We start from the raw sequence: 18,475 nt of genomic DNA, 5'->3' as shown, positions 1-18,475 counted from the left end.
AAGAGTGGGCCCTGCTGTGTTCTGTTAGGAGGATCTATGCCTAAGCAGGAAGGACAGAAATCTAAGCTTTTGGCACTGCTGCGCATCTTTGAGCAGCAGACCGACGAAAACCATCTGCTCAACGTCCCGCAGCTGGTGGAGATGCTGGCCCGGCAGGGCATTTTGTGTGAGCGCAAGAGCGTTTACAGCGACATCGAAGCCCTCAACGCGCTGGGCTACGATATCCAGCTCAAACGGGGGCGGCACGGCGGCTACTGGATGGCCAGCCGCACCTTTGACCTGGCCGAGCTCAAGCTGCTGGTGGACGCCGTGCAGTCCAGCCGGGTCATCTCCAAATCCACCAGCGACAAGCTCATCAAAAAGCTGGAGGGCCTCACCTCCCATTACGAGGGCAGCCAGCTCCAGCGCCAGGTCTATGTCGATGGCCGCCCCAAGAGCGCCAACAAAGATCTGCCTTACAGTGTGGACGCCCTGTTCTCGGCCATCAACAAGGGCCGGATGGTACAGTTCCGCTACAAAAAAGTAGGCCGCCCCGAGACGCGCACCATCAGCCCCTGGCAGATGGTCTGGGAAAACGGCTGCTACTACCTCATTGCCTATCAGGATGAGAAATCCCCTGCCGGCATCCGCCACTACCGGGTGGACAAAATGGCAGGCGTTCTGGTGCTGGACGCTCCCCGCCGGGGCAAGGCGCAGTTTGCCGGGTTTGACCTGCCCAGCTACCTCAAAAAGCATTTCAACATGTACGGCGGGCCGGAGCACTCCGTCACCCTGCGCTGCACCGCCGATCTTGAACCCGCCATGCGGGAACGCTTTGGCACCTCGCCCATCCTCATCCCGGAGGGAGAGACGCATTTCCACTTCACCGTGCCCATCTGCGTCAGCGACCAGTTTTACGGCTGGGTCTGCGGCTTTGGCGGCAAGGTGGAGATCACCGCCCCCGCTGCCGTCCGCAGCGGCCTGCAGGAGATGACGAGCCGCATCGCACAGGCACACCAACCTGTTTAACAAAAAGGACAGCCAATGGCTGTCCTTTTTTATTCGATGCTTATTCTTCAAATTCCAAATCGCCGGGCAGGATCAGATCCAGCTCGGCAGCGGGCTCGGCCACAAGGCGGCGGCTCTGGTTGAAGATGGCCTTTTCCAGCGTGTTGCGGGCCAGGCGGCCATTGCCGGCGGTGCGGCTGTCCAGCGCCTGACGGCGCTTGTAGTAGCCCAGCAGCGGGAACGTGCAGTTCTCGGCCAGACGGTAGCCCTTGCCTTTGGCCAGCACCGTGGTGATGTCCAACAGCTCGTCGGCGGTGTAATCCGGGAACTCGATCTTGTTGGGGAAGCGGCTGGCAAGGCCGCTGTTGGCGGTGAGGAATGTCTCCATCTCCTTGGTGTAGCCCGCCAGAATAACCACCAGCTCGTCCCGGTGGTCCTCCATCCCCTTGACAAGGGTGTCGATGGCCTCCAGGCCAAAGCTGTCCTGCTCGCCCCGGTAGAGGCTGTAGGCCTCGTCAATGAAGAGGACCCCGCCCAGTGCGCTCTCGATGACGCTGTTGGTCAGGGGGGCGGTGTGGCCGGTGTAGCGGCCCACAAGGTCGCCGCGGCTCACCTCAATGAGCTGCCCGCCCTTGAGGGCCCCGATGGCCTTGAGATACCGGGCCACAAGCCGGGCAATGGTGGTCTTGCCCGTGCCGGGGTTGCCCGTGAAGATCATGTGCATGGAGAGGCTGGCGGTCTTAAAACCAGCCGCCGCCCGGCGCTGCTGCACCTGAATGTTATCCGCCAGACCGAAGACATATTCCTTGACGGGTGCAAGGCCCACCAGCTCGTCCAGCTCCCGTTTGATCTCGTCCACGGCGCCTGTATAGGCGGCAGGCAGCAGATCAAAGAGCCGGGCGGGTGCTGCATTCCCCAGCTGAAAGTCGATGCCGTCTGGCCGGGCGGTGAGGGTCACGATGCCCGTCAGCTTTTTGTCGGTCTGCAGGCAGTACTCGCTCAGGGCCCGGAAAATTTTATCGCAGCAGGCAGCAAGCCCTGCCGCCCCCTGTTCGGGCGTGCACCGGGCCGCGACATGATCCCGGACATCCGCCCCGGCAGAGAGGGTCAGGCCCAGCCGGGTCTGCACTTTCCGGGCCAGCGCGTTGAGCTGCTGGGCGGCCAATGCCGCCAGATCCTCCCGTGCAAAGGGGGTGGTGGTGCAGACATCTCCCAGCGCCGAGACGAATGCCGCGCCAAAATGATCGGCCATTGCCTCCCGGCCCTTGTTGGAAAAGAAGATCAGGTACTTGCCGCGCGGGTCGATGCGGCTCACCGCGCCCGGTGCCAGCGCCGTGCCGGCATCCACCAGGATCCCCTCTTTGTTGACAAGATAGCGGCTGCTGAGGGGCGCGCTGCCTTTGACGGCCAGGTCGGAGATCGTCTTGAGGAAGCCCGGGTAGCAGCTTTCGTAGTGCTCAAAGACCACGATCTCACCGGGGGCGTACAGGGCCGCGTACAGATCCTGCAAAAAGAGTTTTTCCGCCCCGGAGTTGGGGTAGAGGGCCAGATCCAGCGAGGCGATCTGATCGCTCTGGAGCAGGCCCCGTGCCGCCATGCAGCGGGCCGTTTCCGTCAGGGCAAAGTGCCGCCCGGTGCCCGGGCCGCCGCACAGCAGCACCACATTGCGGGCCGCCGGGGGTTCCGTGCCCAGCACAAAGGGGCGGCGCATGGCCCGCGCCACGCCCTCCACAAAGGCGTCCTGCCCGAGGACCGTCTTTTTTACCTCATCGGCCAGCCCCTCAAAGCTGCCCAGATGCTCTGGCTTCGCGTCTGCCGTGCCCTTGGCCAGCAGACCGTCTTCTTCCATATCCCGCAGCATTTTGCGGCTGTCTTCCAGCGCCGACTTTGTGGCGGCATCCTGCCCTTTCAGGGCCGCATTCTGCTGTTTGAGCATTTCATCCAGCTTTTTCTGCTGGGCCAGCAGGGCTGCGTTCCAATCCGGCAGCGGGCTGTCCTGCGTTTTTTCAGGTTTCTCCGGTTTGGGCTGGGCCGCCTGCGGCGTGCTCTGCGAGAATTTGAGCTTGCCGCCCGGGCCAAACACGCCGTTCATCAAGCTTTCCCAATCGTCGGTATATGCCATAGCTGCCTCCGTGTGTGTTTTTTCTCAGTATAGTGTACTTCCTGTTGTTTTGCAAGGAAAGGCTTGAAAATCAGAAAAAAGACAGGTACACTATTCTCAAAAGACATGCCAAAAAGGGGAATGAACACCCATGAACACCCGAACACCTGCGGATTGGAAAGCGCTGTTTGAGAGTGACGCTTTTGCGCAGCAGAACACCTATACCGGCCCGCTGGGGGTGGAATACACCCCGGCCGGCACCCGCCTGCGGCTGTGGGCACCCACGGCCCGGCAGGTGTATGTCAACCTCTACCGCCGGGGCGACGGCGGGGTCTGCATCGGCTCCCTCCCGCTGGAAAAGCGGGGGCAGGGGCTCTGGTCGGTCTACCTCCCCGGCGACCAGCACGGCCGCTACTACACCTATACCCTCCACGCCGGGAGCACCAGCTGGGAGGCCGCCGACCCCTACGCCAGAGCGGCAGGCGTGAACGGCAAGCGGAGCATGATCGCCGATTTTGCCCGAATCGACCCGCCGGGCTGGCTGCATGACCACCGCCCGAATATCCCCGTCTCCCACCGCTCGGTGTGGGAGGTCAACGTCCGGGATTTCTCCCAGGACCCGGCCAGCGGCGTCCGCCCGGCCTGGCGGGGCAAATATCTGGCCTTTGCCCAGCAGGGCACCACCCTGCACTCCGACGGCATCCACCCCACCTGCCTGAATTATCTCAAGCGGCTGGGCGTCTCTTACGTCCAGCTCATGCCCATCTTTGATTTTGGCAGCGTGGACGAGAGCCGTTCTTTGACCCGGCAGTACAACTGGGGCTACGACCCCGCCCACTTCAACATCCCGGAGGGCAGCTACTCCACCGACCCCACCCGGGGCGAGGTGCGCGTCCGGGAGTGCAAGCAGATGATCGCCGCCCTCCACGCGGCGGGCATTGGCGTCATTATGGACGTGGTGTACAACCACATGTATGGCAACGATAACGTCCTGAACCGGGCCGTGCCCTATTATTATTTCCGCCAGAACGAGGACGGCAGCTTTTCCAATGGCAGCGGCTGCGGCAACGAGTTTGCCAGCGAGCGTCCCATGGCCCGGCGGTATCTCATCGACTCTGTCCTCTACTGGGCCCGGGAGTACCACATCGACGGCTTCCGGTTCGACCTGATGGGCCTGTACGACGTGGAGACCATGAACCTGCTCCGGGCCGAACTGGATCAACTCCCCGGCGGCCAGAACATCCTGATGTACGGCGAGCCCTGGCAGGGCGGCGTCAGCGCCCTCCACCGGTACGAAGCCAACAAAAACAATCTGGCCATGCTGAACGAGCGGATCGGCATCTTCTGCGATAACACCCGGGATGCCATCAAGGGCGGCTGTTTTAACGCCCGGGAGCCGGGCTATGTGGAGGGCAAGGAAAGCGCCCTGTGGGATATCGGCGCGGCGGTCGCGGCCTGGTGCCGCAGCAGCGCCCTGCCGCCCCACAGCCCCGGGCAGATCGTGAGCTATGTCTCCGCCCACGACAACTTCACCCTCTGGGACAAATTGCTTTTGGTCCGGTACAAGCGCCCGGAGTACGGGGCCATGGACTCGGTCGCGCTGGCCCAGAACCGGCTGGCGGCTGGCATTTACCTCACCTGCATGGGCCTGCCGTTCTGGCAGGCGGGGGAAGAGTTTGCCCGCACCAAAAAGGGGCAGGGCAACAGCTACCGCTCCTCCCCCGCCCTCAACCGGCTGGACTGGCAGCGGGCCCAGCAGTTCCATGAGCTGGTGGATTATTACCGGGGCCTCATCGGGCTGCGGCGGTATTTCCCCCGGCTGAGCGCGCTGGACACCGCCAGCCCGGCGGCCATCCAGTTTTTCTCGCTGGAGCAGCCGCTGGTGGGCTGGCAGCTGCCTGCAACCTTCGGGGATGGCGCGCTCTGGCAGGCGCTGTGTGTCTTCTATAACCCCACCGGGCAGGAGAAGACCGTCCCCCTGCCGGAGGGCAGCTGGAAGCTGCTCAGTGACGGTATTTCGTCGAGTTTGTGGAGAGGCGAAAGCCAGATCCGAAGCGGGCAGACCGTGCTGCTGCCCACCAGCGCGACCATCTTTGGAAAAGCATAAAGAAAGAGCCGGAACTTTCCGCGGGGAAAGTTCCGGCTCTCTTTGATATTTGCGTTAGCCCTGCGGCTGCTCCTGGGCAGATCCAGCGTCTTGCTGTTCCTGCTGCTGGGCGGCGGCAGTGGTGGTAGAATTATTCTTTTCTCCCAACGTCAGGCTGACCGTCTGCATCTGGCCACCTCGGGCCACGGTGATGGAGAGGGTGTCGCCTGCGGAGTGCTGCTGGATGATGGTGCCCAGATCGGTCTTCTGGGCCACCTCGGTGCCGTCGATGCTGACGATGCGGTCACCGACTTTCAGGCCGGCTTTGTCGGCGGGGCCGCCCTTGACCACATCGGCCACATAGATGCCGTAGGCATTGACGCCCAGCTGCTGGGCCGTCTGTGCATCGGTGACAGCCAGATAGGTGATGCCCATGTAGGGACGGCCGGTGACGTAGCCGTTCTCCAGCAGATCCTGTGCCACTTTCATGGCATCATTGATGGGGATCGCAAAGCCCAGGCCCTCGGCATCGGAGTCAGAGGACTTGGCGTTGACCACGCCCACCAGCTCGCCGTTCATGTTGAACAGGCCGCCGCCGGAGTTGCCGGGGCTGACGGAAGCGTCCATCTGGATCAGGGACATGGTGTTCACAGAACCGGAGCTCTGGATGCTGACACTGCGGTTCAGCGCGCTGACGATGCCGCTGGTAACGGTGCCGCCCAGCTCACCCAGGGGGTTGCCCACAGCCAGCACATTGTCGCCCACGGTCAGGGTATCGCTGTCACCCACAACAGCCGGGGTCAGGCCGTTGGCGTCGATCTTCAGCACAGCCACATCGCTGGTGGAATCCTCGCCCACCACGGTGGCGGTATAGTCGTCATCGCCGATGGTCACGGTGATGTTGGACGCGCCCGCGACCACATGGTCACAGGTGAGGATGTAGCCGTCCGAGCTGATGATGACGCCGCTGCCGGCACCGCTCTCCACCTGGCTCTGACCGTACCAGGACCACTGGGAGTAGACCACCTGCTCGGTGGTGATGACCACCACGCTGGGGCTGACCATCTTGGCCACCTGCGCCGTGGTCATGCCGCTGGACACCGTGGTGCCATCCGCGGCGGCATCGACGGAATCCGAAGCCGCGCTGCTGTCCGAACGTTCCACCTGCTGGATGACGACCTTGTGGCCGCCATTGCCGAACTGCGCGCCTGCAAAGCCGCCCACAAAGCCCATGGCCGCCGCCAGCACCAGCGCCACCGCGCTCTTGGCCAGCTTGCTGTGGTCTTTCTTCTGCTTTTGGGGCTGCCCCGGGGCCGCGGCGTTCTGTTCCGGGCCTGCCGGGGGCGGGGTGACGCCGCCGTTGCCGGAATCCTGCCCGGGAGCAGTGTACTCCGGGTTGGTGGCATCCGCCTCGCCATAAGTAGCGGCGGTGTTTGCGGTGTTCATGCCGCTGGAACCCACATTGGGGTAGCCAGTCTCACCGGCAGTGTTCTGTGAATTATTTGCAGAGGAATAATCGTATTCCCATTTGTTCTCATTTTCCATTGCGATACATCCTTTCTCAAAGGGACTCGTTCCGGGGGGTGTTTTGCCATCTCCTTTGAACTGTCCCTATTGTAACCACCAATTGTGAAAATCAATCGCTCACGCCGTGAAGAATGTGTGAAATAAGGTCGTACTGTTTTGCTTGACAAATACTCCCATTTCACGGTAAATTGAAGAGTAGTCTTATCAGCTCTTTTGTTTGCATCCTTGCCCTCTCAGGCGCTGACGCGCCAGCTCTCCCAAAGGGAGAGCCCTTGGCAAAAAGGGAAACTGCTATGAAAATCATTTCAATCGATTCGGGCTTTGCCCTCTACAAAGAAAAAGACGAGATCGGGCGCTGCGCCCTTACCCCCACCCCAAAAGGGGGAACCTTTGGCGCGTTCTGCATCCTGCCCCAGTGGCGGCGGAAAGGCTACGGCTCCTATCTCTTAAAAGAAGCCCTGCGGGCCCTCGGCGGCTACGACCGGGAACAGGCCACCGTCTTTACCGCTCCCCTGCCCACAGACCCGGGCGAGGCGGCATTCTGGGCCAAATTTGATTTCCAGCCCGAGGGCACACAGCTGGTCCGCCGCCGCACCCCGGACCTGACCGCTGTCCGGTTCGTGCAGGATTTCCTCGCCGCCCGGCTCACGGCCCCGCGGCTGTGCATCGACGCCACCTGCGGCAACGGCGGGGATACGGCGTTCCTGTGCGGGCTCTCGGCTGCCTCCGGCGGGCGGGTGCTGGGCTTTGACATCCAGCCCGAGGCCATCGCCTCCACCCGAGCCCATCTGGCGCAAAAAGGCTTTACGGCAGAGCTCCACCGCGACAGCCACGCAAACCTGCTGCAATACGTTACACCCGGCACGGCAGATGCCGTCATGTTCAACTTTGGCTGGCTCCCCGGGGCCGACCACGCGGTATTCTCCACGGCAGGCAGCAGCATCCCCGCGCTGGAAGCGGCCCTCACGGCCCTGCGCCCCGGCGGGGTGCTCAGTGCGATCCTCTACAGCGGGCGGGTCATCGGCTCGGACGAAAAGCAGCACATCCTCCAGTGGGCGCGCGCCCTGCCCCTGACGAAATGTACCGTATTGGTGTGCGATTTTGCCAACTGGGCCGATACCGCCCCGCTGCCCTGCCTGCTGCTGAAAAAATAGCAAAAACTCTTGCATCCATGTGCATTTTCTGTTAAAATAAACGTTGTGTGTATTTTCAGGAGAAACTCCCATAGAAACGGACCGATCTCGTCTATCCCCTTTTATGATATCAGGAGAAGTAAAACCATATGACAAATCGTGAAGAAATCGAGCGCCGCCGGACGTTTGCGATCATCAGCCACCCCGACGCCGGCAAAACGACGCTGACCGAAAAGCTGCTGCTGTACGGCGGAGCCATCAATCAGGCAGGCTCTGTCAAGGGCAAGCAGAGCGCCAAGCACGCCGTGTCCGACTGGATGGACATTGAGAAGCAGCGTGGTATTTCCGTCACCTCCTCGGTGCTGCAGTTCAACTACGCGGGCAAGTGCGTCAATATTCTGGATACCCCGGGCCATCAGGACTTCTCGGAGGATACCTACCGCACCCTGATGGCAGCGGACTCGGCGGTCATGGTCATCGACGCCGCCAAGGGCGTTGAGGCCCAGACCATCAAGCTGTTCAAGGTCTGCACCCTGCGCCACATCCCCATTTTTACGTTCGTCAATAAGATGGACCGCGAAGCCCGCGACCCCTTTGAGCTGATGGAGAACATTGAGGAGATCCTGGGCATCAAGACCTACCCCATGAACTGGCCCATCGGCTGCGGCAAAGAGTTCAAGGGCGTGTTCGACCGCAACACCCGCAAGGTTCTGGCATTCTCCAGCGACGGCCGTGCCAACGGCGTCAAAAAGGTCGAGGAGACCGAGGCCGAGCTGGGCGATCCCGCACTGGACGAGCTGCTGACTCCCTACCTGCACCAGCAGCTGGTGGACGAGATCGAGCTGCTGGACGGCGCTGCCGAGGAATTTGACCTCGACAAGGTGCTGAAAGGCGAGCTGAGCCCCGTCTTCTTCGGTTCGGCGCTGACCAACTTCGGCGTGGAGCCGTTCCTGGAAAACTTCCTGCGGCTGACCCCCACCCCGCTGGCCCGCGTGGACAGCCTGACCAATGAGCCCGTGGACCCCTGCCGCGATGAGTTCTCCGCCTTTATCTTCAAGATCCAGGCCAACATGAACAAAGCCCACCGGGACCGCATCGCGTTCATGCGCATCTGCTCGGGCAAGTTTGAGCGCGGCATGGAGGCTTACCACGTCCAGGAGGGCAAGAACATCAAACTGGCCACCGGCACCCAGCTGATGGCACAGGACCGCGCCATTGTGGACGAGGCCTACGCAGGCGATATCATCGGCCTGTTTGACCCGGGCATCTTCTCCATTGGCGATACCCTCTGCACCGGCAAAAAGAAAGTGCAGTTTGCGGGCATCCCCACGTTCTCGCCGGAGCACTTTGCCCGCATTGAGCAGAAAGACACCATGAAGCGCAAGCAGTTCGTGAAAGGCATGGAGCAGATCGCCCAGGAGGGTGCCATCCAGATCTTCCGCGAAGTGGGCGGCGGCATGGAAGAAGTGGTGGTCGGCGTGGTCGGCGTGCTGCAGCTGGAAGTGCTGGAGTACCGCCTGAACACCGAGTACAACGTGGAGATCCGGATGCAGCAGCTCCCGTTCGAGCAGCTGCGCTGGGTCCAGAACGACCCGGACACCTACAACCTGCGTGACCTCGACCTGACCAGCGACACCAAGGCTGTGGAGGACATGAAAGGCAACCGCCTGCTCCTGTTCACCTCCGATTGGGCCATCCGCTGGGCAGAAACCCATAACGAGGAATTAAAGCTGAGCGAATTTGGCAATATTTAAATCATCAGGTTCAGAAGACTGCGGTACAATACCTGTGCCGCAGTCTTTTTGAATCAATATCAGAAATCCAACAAAATACACCAGTGTATATTGAGCCTCCCAACACGGGGAGGGACACTGGCGCGAGGGAATTACTATGGAAAAACGCAATATTGGTAAAAGTGGCCTGTCCGCCCCGTTCCTGGGGATGGGCACCTGGGCCATTGGCGGCGGCAGCTGGTGGGGCGACAACGACGACGCCCTTTCCGTAAAAGCCATTCTCACGGCCGTGGAGCAGGGCATCACCTGGGTGGACACGGCCCCCATTTACGGCCTGTACCACAGCGAGGAAGTGGTGGGCGAAGCCCTGAAGCACCTCGACCGGGACAAGATCATCCTCTCCACCAAATGCGGGCTGGAGTGGCGGCACGAGTCGCCGGTCCTCCACAAAGTGGTGGACGGGGTGCAGGTCTACCGCGACCTGTCCGAGAAAAGCATCCTCGAGGATGTGGAGGAGAGCCTGAAGCGCCTGGGCACCGACCACATTGACGTGCTGTACACCCACTGGCAGAGCCCGGACTTCAGCATCTTCCCGCTGGAAGAGACCGTCTCTGCCCTGATGAAGCTGAAAGCCCAGGGCAAGATCCGGGCCATTGGCGCTTCCAACATGACCGCTGACCTGATCCGGGGCTACTGCCAGTACGGCGAGCTGGATGTCATTCAGGAAAAGTACAGCCTGCTGACCCGCCGGGTGGAAAAGCAGCTGCTGCCCACCTGCAAGGAGCTGGGCGTCTCCATCCAGGCCTACTCCCCGCTGGAGCAGGGCCTGCTGACCGGCAAGGTCACCATGGACACCACCTACCCCGAGGGCAGCACCCGCAACTCCAACCCCTGCTTCCAGCCTGCCCGCCGGGCCCAGGCCCTCAAGCTGCTGGCCGGCTGGCAGGACCTGTGCGAGAAGTACCACTGCACCCCGGCCCAGCTGGTCATCGCCCTGACGGCCCGGATGATCCCCGGCCTGCACGTTCTCTGCGGTGCACGCACCCCGGAGCAGGTGCTGGACAACGCCAAAGCCCTCACCCTCCAGCTGGATGGTGCCGATGCCGTCCGCATGAAGTGGGATGTGGACGCGATCTCCTAACATTTTCTACAGCAAAAAGTGGATGCCGCATCCCGCGCGGCATCCACTTTTTTGCTGATTTTCACTGATTTTCCCGCCAGAACAGGCCGCCGCTGGACTGGAACAGCAGCCAGGGGTTGACGCTCTTGCTGCCCAGCTTGAAGTCCATGGTCAGCTCCTCGCCCAGGGAGCCCACGCTCTGGCCCCGCTCCACAAGAGCCCCCTCGCCCACGGCGATGGTCTGCAAGCCGTAGAGGTAGCTGCGCACGCCGCAGCCGTGGTCGATGACCACGGTGTTGCCCGTAAGGGCCAGGTTCCGGGCCAGCACCACAACGCCCGCCGCCGGGGCACGGCAGCTGTCGCCGGGGATGGTGTAGAGCCGGGTGGAGTTGGATTTGCTCCCCTGCTTGCCATTGACCACTTTGACCTGCCCGAAATCCACAAGCTTCATGTAATTTTCCGCCGGGCAGGCAAAGCCGCCGGCCCAGAGTTTTTCCCGCGCGGGCTGCTCGTAGAGGGGCCAGACCGCGTTGCGGAACTCGTTGTTGGCGGCCTCCGAGGCCTCCGGCTCCGGGGCCAGCTCCACAGTGCCAAAATCCTTGGGCAGCACCGTGATGGTCCTGGTCAGCGTCTCGCCGTTGACGGTGATGTTCACCTCATGGCTGCCCGCGGAGGCATTGTAAGCCGCCGGGATGTAGGCCCGCCAGCCGCCGGGGCTCCGGGCGCACTGGATCTTGCCAAGGTCGGTCTCCACGGTGGGAGCCGTGTCTCCGGTCATGCCCGTGATGGCCACGCCCACAATGCCGCCCTGCTCCACCCGGTCCGCCGAGAGCTCTACCTCGGCGCTGGCCTGCAGGGTGAACCGAAACGAGAAGCCATACCAGCCTGTGGGCCTGGCGGGCTTTTCCAGGCGGCTGTTCCGCCGGATGGCCCCGGTATTGCCGCCCTCAAACCGGGGGACCGTCCCACCCGCCGGGAGCCGCCAGACGGTCAGGCTGGCCTTGTACTCCCCGTTGGCCGGGAAAAGAAACCCCGCGTAGTCTCCCGCGCTGCCCGTATACACCACACTGCCCGCCGTGTTCTCAATGGTCAGGGTGGCATAGCTGGCCCACTCCGGCAGGGTGAGAGCCGGGTGCGCGTCGTAGAGAGTGCCAAGCTTCTGCACGGTCAGGGTCTCCGGGCTGGCAAACACCTTGTCCAGCTGGCCACTCAGCAGCGGCACCTGCCAGCAGTACCCGTTGACTTCCAGCGCCTCATCCCCGAACCGCACCTCCGGTGCCGGGCAGGAGCCCTGGGTGGTAAAGGCGTAGCTTACCGCCATCACCGCCCCCAGCAGCACCACAACGCCCAGCGCCACGCCCAGCAGCCACAGCAAAAGTCGTTTCATATCTACTCCTCAAAGAAAAAGGGCGCACCGAAACAGTCCCTCAAGACTGTCGGTGCGCCCTGTATGTTTTTCGGTCTTCTCTTATTCTGCCTTGTCCTCCGCGGGAGCCTCTTCCGCGGCCTCAGCGGGTTCTGCAGTGTCTTCTACCGTTGCAGCGTCATCCTCGCCAAACAGCAGACGCTCGTACTCGTCCAGCTCTTTCTCGCGGCGGCGCAGATAGACGGCCACAGCACCCAGAGCACCGGCCACAGCGGCCAGCACGGCGACGACAGCGATCAAACAAGATTTCTTCATAGGTTCAGCACACTCCTTTTTTCGGTCGAAACGATGTTTCAGCTTGTTTTTCCAGCGGGAGACCCGCAGCAGAAGCTCTGCTGCTTTCCACATGGCTGAGAGCATGTGGAGCGATAGTTTTACCAGAAAGATCATCCGCAGCATCCTCCATACATCGAGGTTCCGGTGCACCCGTCCGAATTAAGTTCATTATACCCGTTTCCTGAAAAAATTACAACCAAAACCCTAAAATTTTCTCACACCAGACCCAGCCGCTTTTTGTAGGCCTTGAACGCCCCGGGCAGGGTGTATTCCGTTTGCAGCTGCTCCCGGGTAGCCCAAATCCAGCCATCCGGTGCGGGCTGGGCCTCCACCGTGACAGTATAGCCCGTCATGCGCCACTCGATGTGGCTGAAGATATGCTTTGCCTTGGGGATGGGCTTGGCCTCGGTGATGCCGTGGATGCCCAGCGCCGTCAGGGCGGCCGGCAGCTGTTCGGCGGTCATAGCCGCGCCCTCCCAGAGCAGGGGCTGCCACAGCCCGGCCAGCAGGCCTTTTTCGGGCCGCTGCTGGATAAGGAAGCCCGCCGGGCTCTCCACCAGCGCCACGGTCAGATCTTCCAGCTTGCGGGCCTTGGGGGCGGCCTTTTGGGGCAGGCTGAGGGCCGTGCCCGCCGCCCGGGCCTGGCACAGGCGGGCCAGCGGGCATTGCTCGCACAGCGGAGCCCCGTTGGGCACACAGACCAGCGCCCCCAGCTCCATGAGAGCCTGATTGTAGTCCCCGGGGGCGGCGGGAGGCTGATGCTCCATCACCCGGACTGTAAAGGCTTTTTTGACCGCCGGATCTGTAATCACACCGGGGTCATTATACAGTCTGGAAAACACCCGGAGGACATTGCCGTCCACTGCGGGCACCGGAATGCCAAAGCTGATGGAGCAAATGGCCCCGGCCGTGTAATCCCCGATGCCGGGCAGGGCGCGGATGGCGTCGTAATCGGCTGGCAGCTCCCCGCCGTACTGCTCACAGACGATCCTGGCCGCCTTTTGCAGGTTGCGCACCCGGCTGTAATAGCCCAGACCCTCCCAGAGCTTATTCAGCTTTTCTTCCTCGCAGGCGGCCAGTGCCGGGATATCCGGCAGGGCGGCGAGGAACCGCTCATAATAGGGCAGCGCCGCCGAGACCCGGGTCTGCTGGAGCATGATCTCACTCAGCCAGACGTGATAGGGACTGGGGTCGGTGCGGAACGGCAGGACGCGCTGGTTTTCGTAAAACCAGTTCAGCAGTGCAGGCGAAATGTTTTCCACGGAAAGTTACCTCGTTGTTGAAAAAAGATGAGATTGCTTGCCCTCTCAGGCCGCTTCGCGTCCAGCTCTCCCAAAGGGAGAGCCTCTGGCGAAACCGAAAACTTCGCATGGACTGCCAATGCCTCTCCCTTTGAAAGACTCCCCCGGCCGGGGGAGGTGGCACGAAAGTGCCAGAAGGGGGCAAGGTGGCATTGCGCAAGCAATGACGGAGAGGGCAAAGCCGTTCATCAAAAAAGCTGCCGCTTTCGGCGACAGCTTTCGCGTTTTGATTTACTATTTTTAGAAACCGTAGGCAGTGCGGGGGAACGGCAGGACGTCGCGGATGTTCTGGATGCCCGTGAGGTACATGATCATGCGCTCAAAGCCCAGGCCGTAACCGGCGTGCTCCACGCCGCCGAACTTGCGCAGGTTGAGATACCAGTCGTAGCTGGATTTGTCCAGGCCCAGCTCGTCCATACGGGTGACCAGCTTGTCGTAATCCTCTTCACGCTGGCTGCCGCCGATCAGCTCGCCGATGCCGGGCACCAGCATATCGGCCGCGGCCACGGTCTTGCCGTCGGGGTTCTGCTTCATGTAGAAGCTCTTGATCTCTTTCGGGTAGTCGGTGACGAAGACGGGCTTCTTGAACACCACCTCGGTCAGGTAGCGCTCGTGCTCGGTCTGGATGTCCACGCCCCACTCCACAGGGAACTGGAACTTCTTGTTGTTCTTCTTCAGGATCTCGATGGCGTCGGTGTAGGAGATGCGGCCAAACTCGCTGTTGGCCACCAGCTCCAGACGCTCGATGAGGCCCTTGTCAATGAACTGGTTGAAGAACGCCATCTCGTCCGGGCAGTTGTCCAGCACATAGCGGATGACGTACTTGGTCATGGCCTCGGCGGTATCCATGTAGCCGTTCAGGTCGCAGAACGCCATCTCGGGCTCGATCATCCAGAACTCGGCCGCGTGGCGGGTGGTGAAGCTCTTCTCGGCACGGAACGTGGGGCCAAAGGTGTACACCTTGCCGAACGCCATGGCCATGGCCTCGGCCTCCAGCTGGCCGGAAACGGTCAGGTTGACAGGCTTCTCGAAGAAGTCCTTGGTGTAATCCACGGTGCCGTCCTCGTTCTTGGGCACGTTGTCGAGGTCCAGCGTGGTGACACGGAACATCTCACCGGCACCCTCGCAGTCGGAGGCGGTCAGCAGCGGAGAGTGGGCATAGACGAAGCCGTTCTCCTGGAAGAACTTGTGGATGGCGTAAGCAGCCACACTGCGGACACGGAACGCCGCGTTAAAGGTGTTGGTACGGGGGCGCAGGGTGGGCATGGTGCGCAGGTACTCCATGCTCATCTTCTTTTTCTGCAGGGGGTACTCATCGGCCGGGCAGTCGCCCAGGATCTCCACGCTGTCGGCGTTCAGCTCAAAGGGCTGCTTGGCCTGCGGGGTGAGCACGACGCGGCCCACAACGCGCAGGCTGCTGTACAGGCCGGTGTGGACCACCTGCTCATAGTTTGCCAGCTTGCCGGATTCCAGCACCACCTGCAGGGTCTTGAAGCAGCCGCCGTCCGACAGGGCGATGAAGCCGATGTTCTTGGAGTCACGGATGTTCTTGGCCCAGCCGCAGACGGTGACCACCGTGCCGTCGGCCGGGGTGTTCTTGTACAGCGAAACGATCTCAGTACGTTCCATAGTGTTTCTCCTCTTTCTGATTTTTATAAAAGAAAAAGACAGCTTTTGCCCTGAAAGTTCAGGGCGAACAAGCTGTCTTGTAATGTCCGCGGTGCCACCTGAATTACCGGGAGTGCCCCGGTCGCTCGCGCGCTCCTTTTTCACAATAAGCGCTGCCCCTGTAACGCAGGGCCTGCGGCGCGCCTACTGGCGGCAGGGCTTTCCGGCCCGCCGGGGTTCAGTTTGCAGCTCCCGGGTGTTCGTTCACGCTGTGTCTGCGCGCGGCTCCCAGCTGCTGCCACGCTCTCTGGGCCAGACTGCCCGCGCTACTTTTCCCGATCTTCGCTTTTCAGTTTTTTAAAAATAGCACATTTGCGCCGCTTTGTCAATTAAAAAGTGCACGCTTCCCCTTGCAATCCGGCAGTTTCCATGATATCTTGTAAATTGAAATTGTATGCCGTCTGTCACCACACGAAGTCAGACTGCACAAACCGTTCCCACACAGGATACAAGGAGAAACAGAATATGATGGAAAACCAGCCTGCGTACGGGCAGGAAGAGGAGATCGACCTTGTGGCGCTCACTTTCACGCTCCTGCGCAAATACCGGCAGATCCTTGCCGCCGCCCTGGCCTGCGCAATCATTTTTGGCGCGGCCGCCGGGGCACACACCGCATGGGGCGGGGCGGTCTCTCAGGATGCCCAGAAAGCCTACGAAAGCGAGCTGGCCGAGTACAACCGCAAAAAAGAGAGTTACGAGGCCGCCAAACAGCAGTATTCTCTCGACATTGCCAACAACGAAAAAAGCCAGCGCGATACCGAATACGCCATCCAGAAAGCACAGGAGTACGCTGAGAATTCCGTCTGGAATAATCTGGACCCCTACAATGTCTGGGTGGCACAGGCCGACCTCTATGTGACCACCAATTATCAGATCCAGCCCGGCATGGCCTACCAGAATCCGGACCGCACCGATTCTGTCCTTTCGGCCTACGCTTCCCTGCTGGGAAACAGTTCTACCCTGAGCGAGGTGGCTCAACAGTTCAACATGCAGGAGCGCTACCTGCGGGAGCTGGTGACCATTTCTTCTGACCCGGACACTCACCTGCTGGCCATTACGGTCATGAGCAGCAGTGAGCAGACTTCCAGCAACATTCTGGCCGCCCTGTTGGAGCAGGTGAATGCCATGGACGCCAATATCACGGCCTCGGTGGGCAGCCACACCATCAGTGTCATCGCGCAGAGCAGTTACAGCACCGTCTCCACCGACCTGCGGGACGCACAGACGGAAAACAGCCAGAACCTGCTCTCCCTGCAGACCCAGATCGACCAGCTGCAGCAGAGCCGCACCCGGCTGGACAGCAACTTTGAAGATACCACCAAGGAGTGGGAAAGCACGGAAGAGCCCGTGCTCCAGTCCACCCGCATCTCCTCCGCCGTGCTCAAGTTTGGCCTTATCGGCCTGCTGGCAGGCATCGTGCTGGTCTGCTGCGCGGGCACCGTGCAGTTCCTCGTGCAGGGCAAAGTCTACTCCGGCAAAGAGCTGCGGGACACCTGCCGCCTGCCCCTGCTTGGCACCCTGGCCAGCGGGAAGACCCGGCAGAGCAAGCAGCTGGACGCCGCCCTTGACCGGATGGAGCACCGCCCGGACGGCAGCACCGATGCTGAGATGATCCGCCTGATGGCGGCCACCATCGCCAGCCGAGCCCCGGAGGCAAAGCATATCCTCATTACGGGCGACCTGCCTGCTGATCAGCTCACCGCGCTGGCAGCCGCCCTGCAGGATACCGGTGCCCTCCGGACACAGGTGGTTACCGCCGCCGAGAGCATCCTGACCTGTGCGGCCACCGTGCCGCAGGTGACCAGCGCCGACGCCATTGTGCTGGCCGCAGACTGCACCTGCTCCCACTACACCGCCGTCAACGACCAGAACGAGCAGATCCAGCGCCTGGGCAAGAAGATTCTGGGCTGCATCGTGTTTGAATAAAGAAGACACTTTCGAAAGGCCGCTGCCGCGCAGCGGCCTTTTTCTTATCCCCGCAGCGCTTCCACCAATCCATTCGCTGCCAGCTGCCCGGCCCGGAGGGCCTCGTTGAGGTTGTTGCCGTGGCCGCCGATCTCAATGAGCAGGCTGCCGGTGGTCAGGTCCTGATTGTAAAACCGGTAGCTGAACAGCACCGGGCGGGTGAACCCCGGGTAAAGCGCTTCCATCGCCGTCTCCCACCGGGCCGCAAAGCGGAGGTTCTGCCGCCAGTTGGGCAGCTGGACGCTCCCGCCATTGTCACACCCGCAGATGATCATGACCTGCGCGGCCTGCTCCCCCGCCCCGCTCCCGGCCCAGACCGGGGCCATCCGGGTACCGCTCTCCGTCTCAATGGCGTCCCGGTGGACATCCAGCACGATTTTGATGCTGGGGTACTTTTCCAGATATTTCTGCACCACGGCCCGGCTGTTGGCGTAGCTTCCAGTATAGCTGGGGTAGTCGTTCAGGGTCTCGTCATGCAGGGTGTTGAGGCCTGCCGCATGGAGGGTATCGGCCATCACCCGGCCCACCGCACACATATTGATGCTGCGATCGGTGCTGCGGGCCCCGTCACCCGGGCGGTACCACAGCCCGGCGGAAAGTCGGTAATCCTCCGTGGCGTGGGTGTGCATAATCAAGATCTGCGGGTCAGGGCTGTTCCACTCTACCGCAAAGGGCAAAGGGTTTGTGATTTCCGCCGCCACTTCTGCCGCCGGGACACGGGTGTTGTTTTTGATACTGCCTCCGCCGCAGGGGATATATTTTTCGCCGCTGCCGTGCGGGTAAGTCTTTTCCTGCACGGCACCTGCATCCGCGGGGCGGGCGTCGTCGGCTTCCAGGGCTGCAAGATAGCTTTCCATGCCGGTATTGGCCGGGGCGGCGGCTTCGGGGGCAGACTCCGGGGCGGGCTCTGAGGCAATGCTGCCCGGTGTCTCGTCCGGGATTGTCTCCTGCATGGCTTTCCGGCTCAGGGAGAGGGCGGTCCGGGCGGCAGGCAGCGGCCCTGCAATGACCGCCGCCAGCCCCAGCACCACCCGGTGGGCAAAAACGGTCAGCACCAGCAGCAGGGCCAACGCCAGCAGGAATGCCCCCAGCTGGCCTGTCCGCTCCGTGCCGCCCCGCTCTGTCTGCCGCATGGCCATCCCCTCCCCGTCA

Annotated in this window: 13 protein-coding genes; 6 read left to right on the top strand and 7 right to left on the bottom strand. The window is 61.9% G+C overall.

Annotated elements, in window-relative coordinates; all coding sequences use genetic code 11:
- The first annotated feature begins 36 nt into the window (after positions 1-36).
- Complete coding sequence (locus tag C4N22_RS09990; RefSeq protein ID WP_112148866.1) at positions 37-1,008, top strand: helix-turn-helix transcriptional regulator; 972 nt, start codon at positions 37-39, stop codon at positions 1,006-1,008.
- Positions 1,009-1,048: 40 nt separating this feature from the next.
- On the opposite strand, the gene C4N22_RS09985 is transcribed toward C4N22_RS09990, so the two are convergent.
- Positions 1,049-3,109, bottom strand: coding sequence for an AAA family ATPase (locus tag C4N22_RS09985; protein ID WP_112148865.1), 2,061 nt, complete (start codon positions 3,107-3,109; stop codon positions 1,049-1,051).
- A 130-nt stretch (positions 3,110-3,239) separates the two neighbouring features.
- On the opposite strand from C4N22_RS09985, the gene pulA reads away from it, so the two are divergent.
- Positions 3,240-5,195, top strand: a complete 1,956-nt coding sequence (gene pulA / locus C4N22_RS09980; RefSeq protein ID WP_112148864.1) for a type I pullulanase — start codon at positions 3,240-3,242, stop codon at positions 5,193-5,195.
- Between the two features lie 54 nt (positions 5,196-5,249).
- On the opposite strand, the gene C4N22_RS09975 is transcribed toward pulA, so the two are convergent.
- On the bottom strand, positions 5,250-6,719 hold the full coding sequence (locus tag C4N22_RS09975; protein ID WP_112148863.1) for a S1C family serine protease: 1,470 nt from the start codon (positions 6,717-6,719) through the stop codon (positions 5,250-5,252).
- Between the two features lie 275 nt (positions 6,720-6,994).
- Between C4N22_RS09975 and C4N22_RS09970 the strand changes: the two genes are divergently transcribed.
- The 3 genes from C4N22_RS09970 to C4N22_RS09960 all read left to right on the top strand — a co-directional run bounded on the left by C4N22_RS09970 (position 6,995) and on the right by C4N22_RS09960 (position 10,708).
- Complete coding sequence (locus C4N22_RS09970) at positions 6,995-7,855, top strand: GNAT family N-acetyltransferase (RefSeq protein ID WP_112148862.1); 861 nt, start codon at positions 6,995-6,997, stop codon at positions 7,853-7,855.
- 128 nt (positions 7,856-7,983) lie between these two features.
- Positions 7,984-9,588 carry a peptide chain release factor 3 gene (locus C4N22_RS09965; protein WP_112148861.1) on the top strand — a complete coding sequence of 535 codons (1,605 nt, stop codon included), beginning with the start codon at positions 7,984-7,986 and terminating at the stop codon, positions 9,586-9,588.
- A 136-nt stretch (positions 9,589-9,724) separates the two neighbouring features.
- Positions 9,725-10,708, top strand: a complete 984-nt coding sequence (locus C4N22_RS09960; RefSeq protein WP_112115688.1) for an aldo/keto reductase — start codon at positions 9,725-9,727, stop codon at positions 10,706-10,708.
- A gap of 61 nt (positions 10,709-10,769) precedes the next feature.
- Here the strand turns inward: C4N22_RS09960 and C4N22_RS09955 are convergent, their stop codons facing one another.
- From C4N22_RS09955 to asnS, 4 genes are all read right to left on the bottom strand, one after another.
- Positions 10,770-12,074: a M23 family metallopeptidase gene (locus tag C4N22_RS09955; protein WP_112148860.1), complete on the bottom strand. Its 1,305-nt coding sequence runs from the start codon at positions 12,072-12,074 to the stop codon at positions 10,770-10,772.
- Positions 12,075-12,155: 81 nt separating this feature from the next.
- Positions 12,156-12,503: a phosphatase gene (locus C4N22_RS13095; protein WP_242981009.1), complete on the bottom strand. Its 348-nt coding sequence runs from the start codon at positions 12,501-12,503 to the stop codon at positions 12,156-12,158.
- Positions 12,504-12,604: 101 nt separating this feature from the next.
- Positions 12,605-13,651, bottom strand: coding sequence for an A/G-specific adenine glycosylase (gene mutY, locus C4N22_RS09945; RefSeq protein ID WP_112148859.1), 1,047 nt, complete (start codon positions 13,649-13,651; stop codon positions 12,605-12,607).
- Positions 13,652-13,930: 279 nt separating this feature from the next.
- Complete coding sequence (gene asnS / locus C4N22_RS09940) at positions 13,931-15,319, bottom strand: asparagine--tRNA ligase (protein ID WP_022257856.1); 1,389 nt, start codon at positions 15,317-15,319, stop codon at positions 13,931-13,933.
- Positions 15,320-15,823: 504 nt separating this feature from the next.
- Between asnS and C4N22_RS09935 the strand changes: the two genes are divergently transcribed.
- Positions 15,824-17,284, top strand: coding sequence for a hypothetical protein (locus C4N22_RS09935; protein WP_112148858.1), 1,461 nt, complete (start codon positions 15,824-15,826; stop codon positions 17,282-17,284).
- Between the two features lie 44 nt (positions 17,285-17,328).
- Here C4N22_RS09935 and spoIIP read toward each other — a convergent pair whose 3' ends face one another.
- Entirely contained in the window at positions 17,329-18,456 is a 1,128-nt protein-coding gene (spoIIP, locus tag C4N22_RS09930) for a stage II sporulation protein P (protein ID WP_112148857.1), read from the bottom strand.
- Between the last annotated feature and the right edge of the window lie 19 nt (positions 18,457-18,475).

This window comes from Faecalibacterium prausnitzii, from assembly GCF_003287495.1.
In the GTDB taxonomy this organism is placed as follows: domain Bacteria; phylum Bacillota; class Clostridia; order Oscillospirales; family Ruminococcaceae; genus Faecalibacterium; species Faecalibacterium prausnitzii_I.
This window is presented reverse-complemented; position numbering and strand designations above follow the sequence as displayed.

What these genes read in the sequence shown, in the direction of transcription:
- C4N22_RS09990 (WP_112148866.1), top strand. Translation starts at nt 37, where the DNA reads ATGCCTAAGCAGGAAGGACAGAAATCTAAGCTTTTGGCACTGCTGCGC.
- C4N22_RS09985 (WP_112148865.1), bottom strand. Translation starts at nt 3,109, where the DNA reads ATGGCATATACCGACGATTGGGAAAGCTTGATGAACGGCGTGTTTGGC.
- pulA (WP_112148864.1), top strand. Translation starts at nt 3,240, where the DNA reads ATGAACACCCGAACACCTGCGGATTGGAAAGCGCTGTTTGAGAGTGAC.
- C4N22_RS09975 (WP_112148863.1), bottom strand. Translation starts at nt 6,719, where the DNA reads ATGGAAAATGAGAACAAATGGGAATACGATTATTCCTCTGCAAATAAT.
- C4N22_RS09970 (WP_112148862.1), top strand. Translation starts at nt 6,995, where the DNA reads ATGAAAATCATTTCAATCGATTCGGGCTTTGCCCTCTACAAAGAAAAA.
- C4N22_RS09965 (WP_112148861.1), top strand. Translation starts at nt 7,984, where the DNA reads ATGACAAATCGTGAAGAAATCGAGCGCCGCCGGACGTTTGCGATCATC.
- C4N22_RS09960 (WP_112115688.1), top strand. Translation starts at nt 9,725, where the DNA reads ATGGAAAAACGCAATATTGGTAAAAGTGGCCTGTCCGCCCCGTTCCTG.
- C4N22_RS09955 (WP_112148860.1), bottom strand. Translation starts at nt 12,074, where the DNA reads ATGAAACGACTTTTGCTGTGGCTGCTGGGCGTGGCGCTGGGCGTTGTG.
- C4N22_RS13095 (WP_242981009.1), bottom strand. Translation starts at nt 12,503, where the DNA reads ATGATCTTTCTGGTAAAACTATCGCTCCACATGCTCTCAGCCATGTGG.
- asnS (WP_022257856.1), bottom strand. Translation starts at nt 15,319, where the DNA reads ATGGAACGTACTGAGATCGTTTCGCTGTACAAGAACACCCCGGCCGAC.
- C4N22_RS09935 (WP_112148858.1), top strand. Translation starts at nt 15,824, where the DNA reads ATGATGGAAAACCAGCCTGCGTACGGGCAGGAAGAGGAGATCGACCTT.
- spoIIP (WP_112148857.1), bottom strand. Translation starts at nt 18,456, where the DNA reads ATGCGGCAGACAGAGCGGGGCGGCACGGAGCGGACAGGCCAGCTGGGG.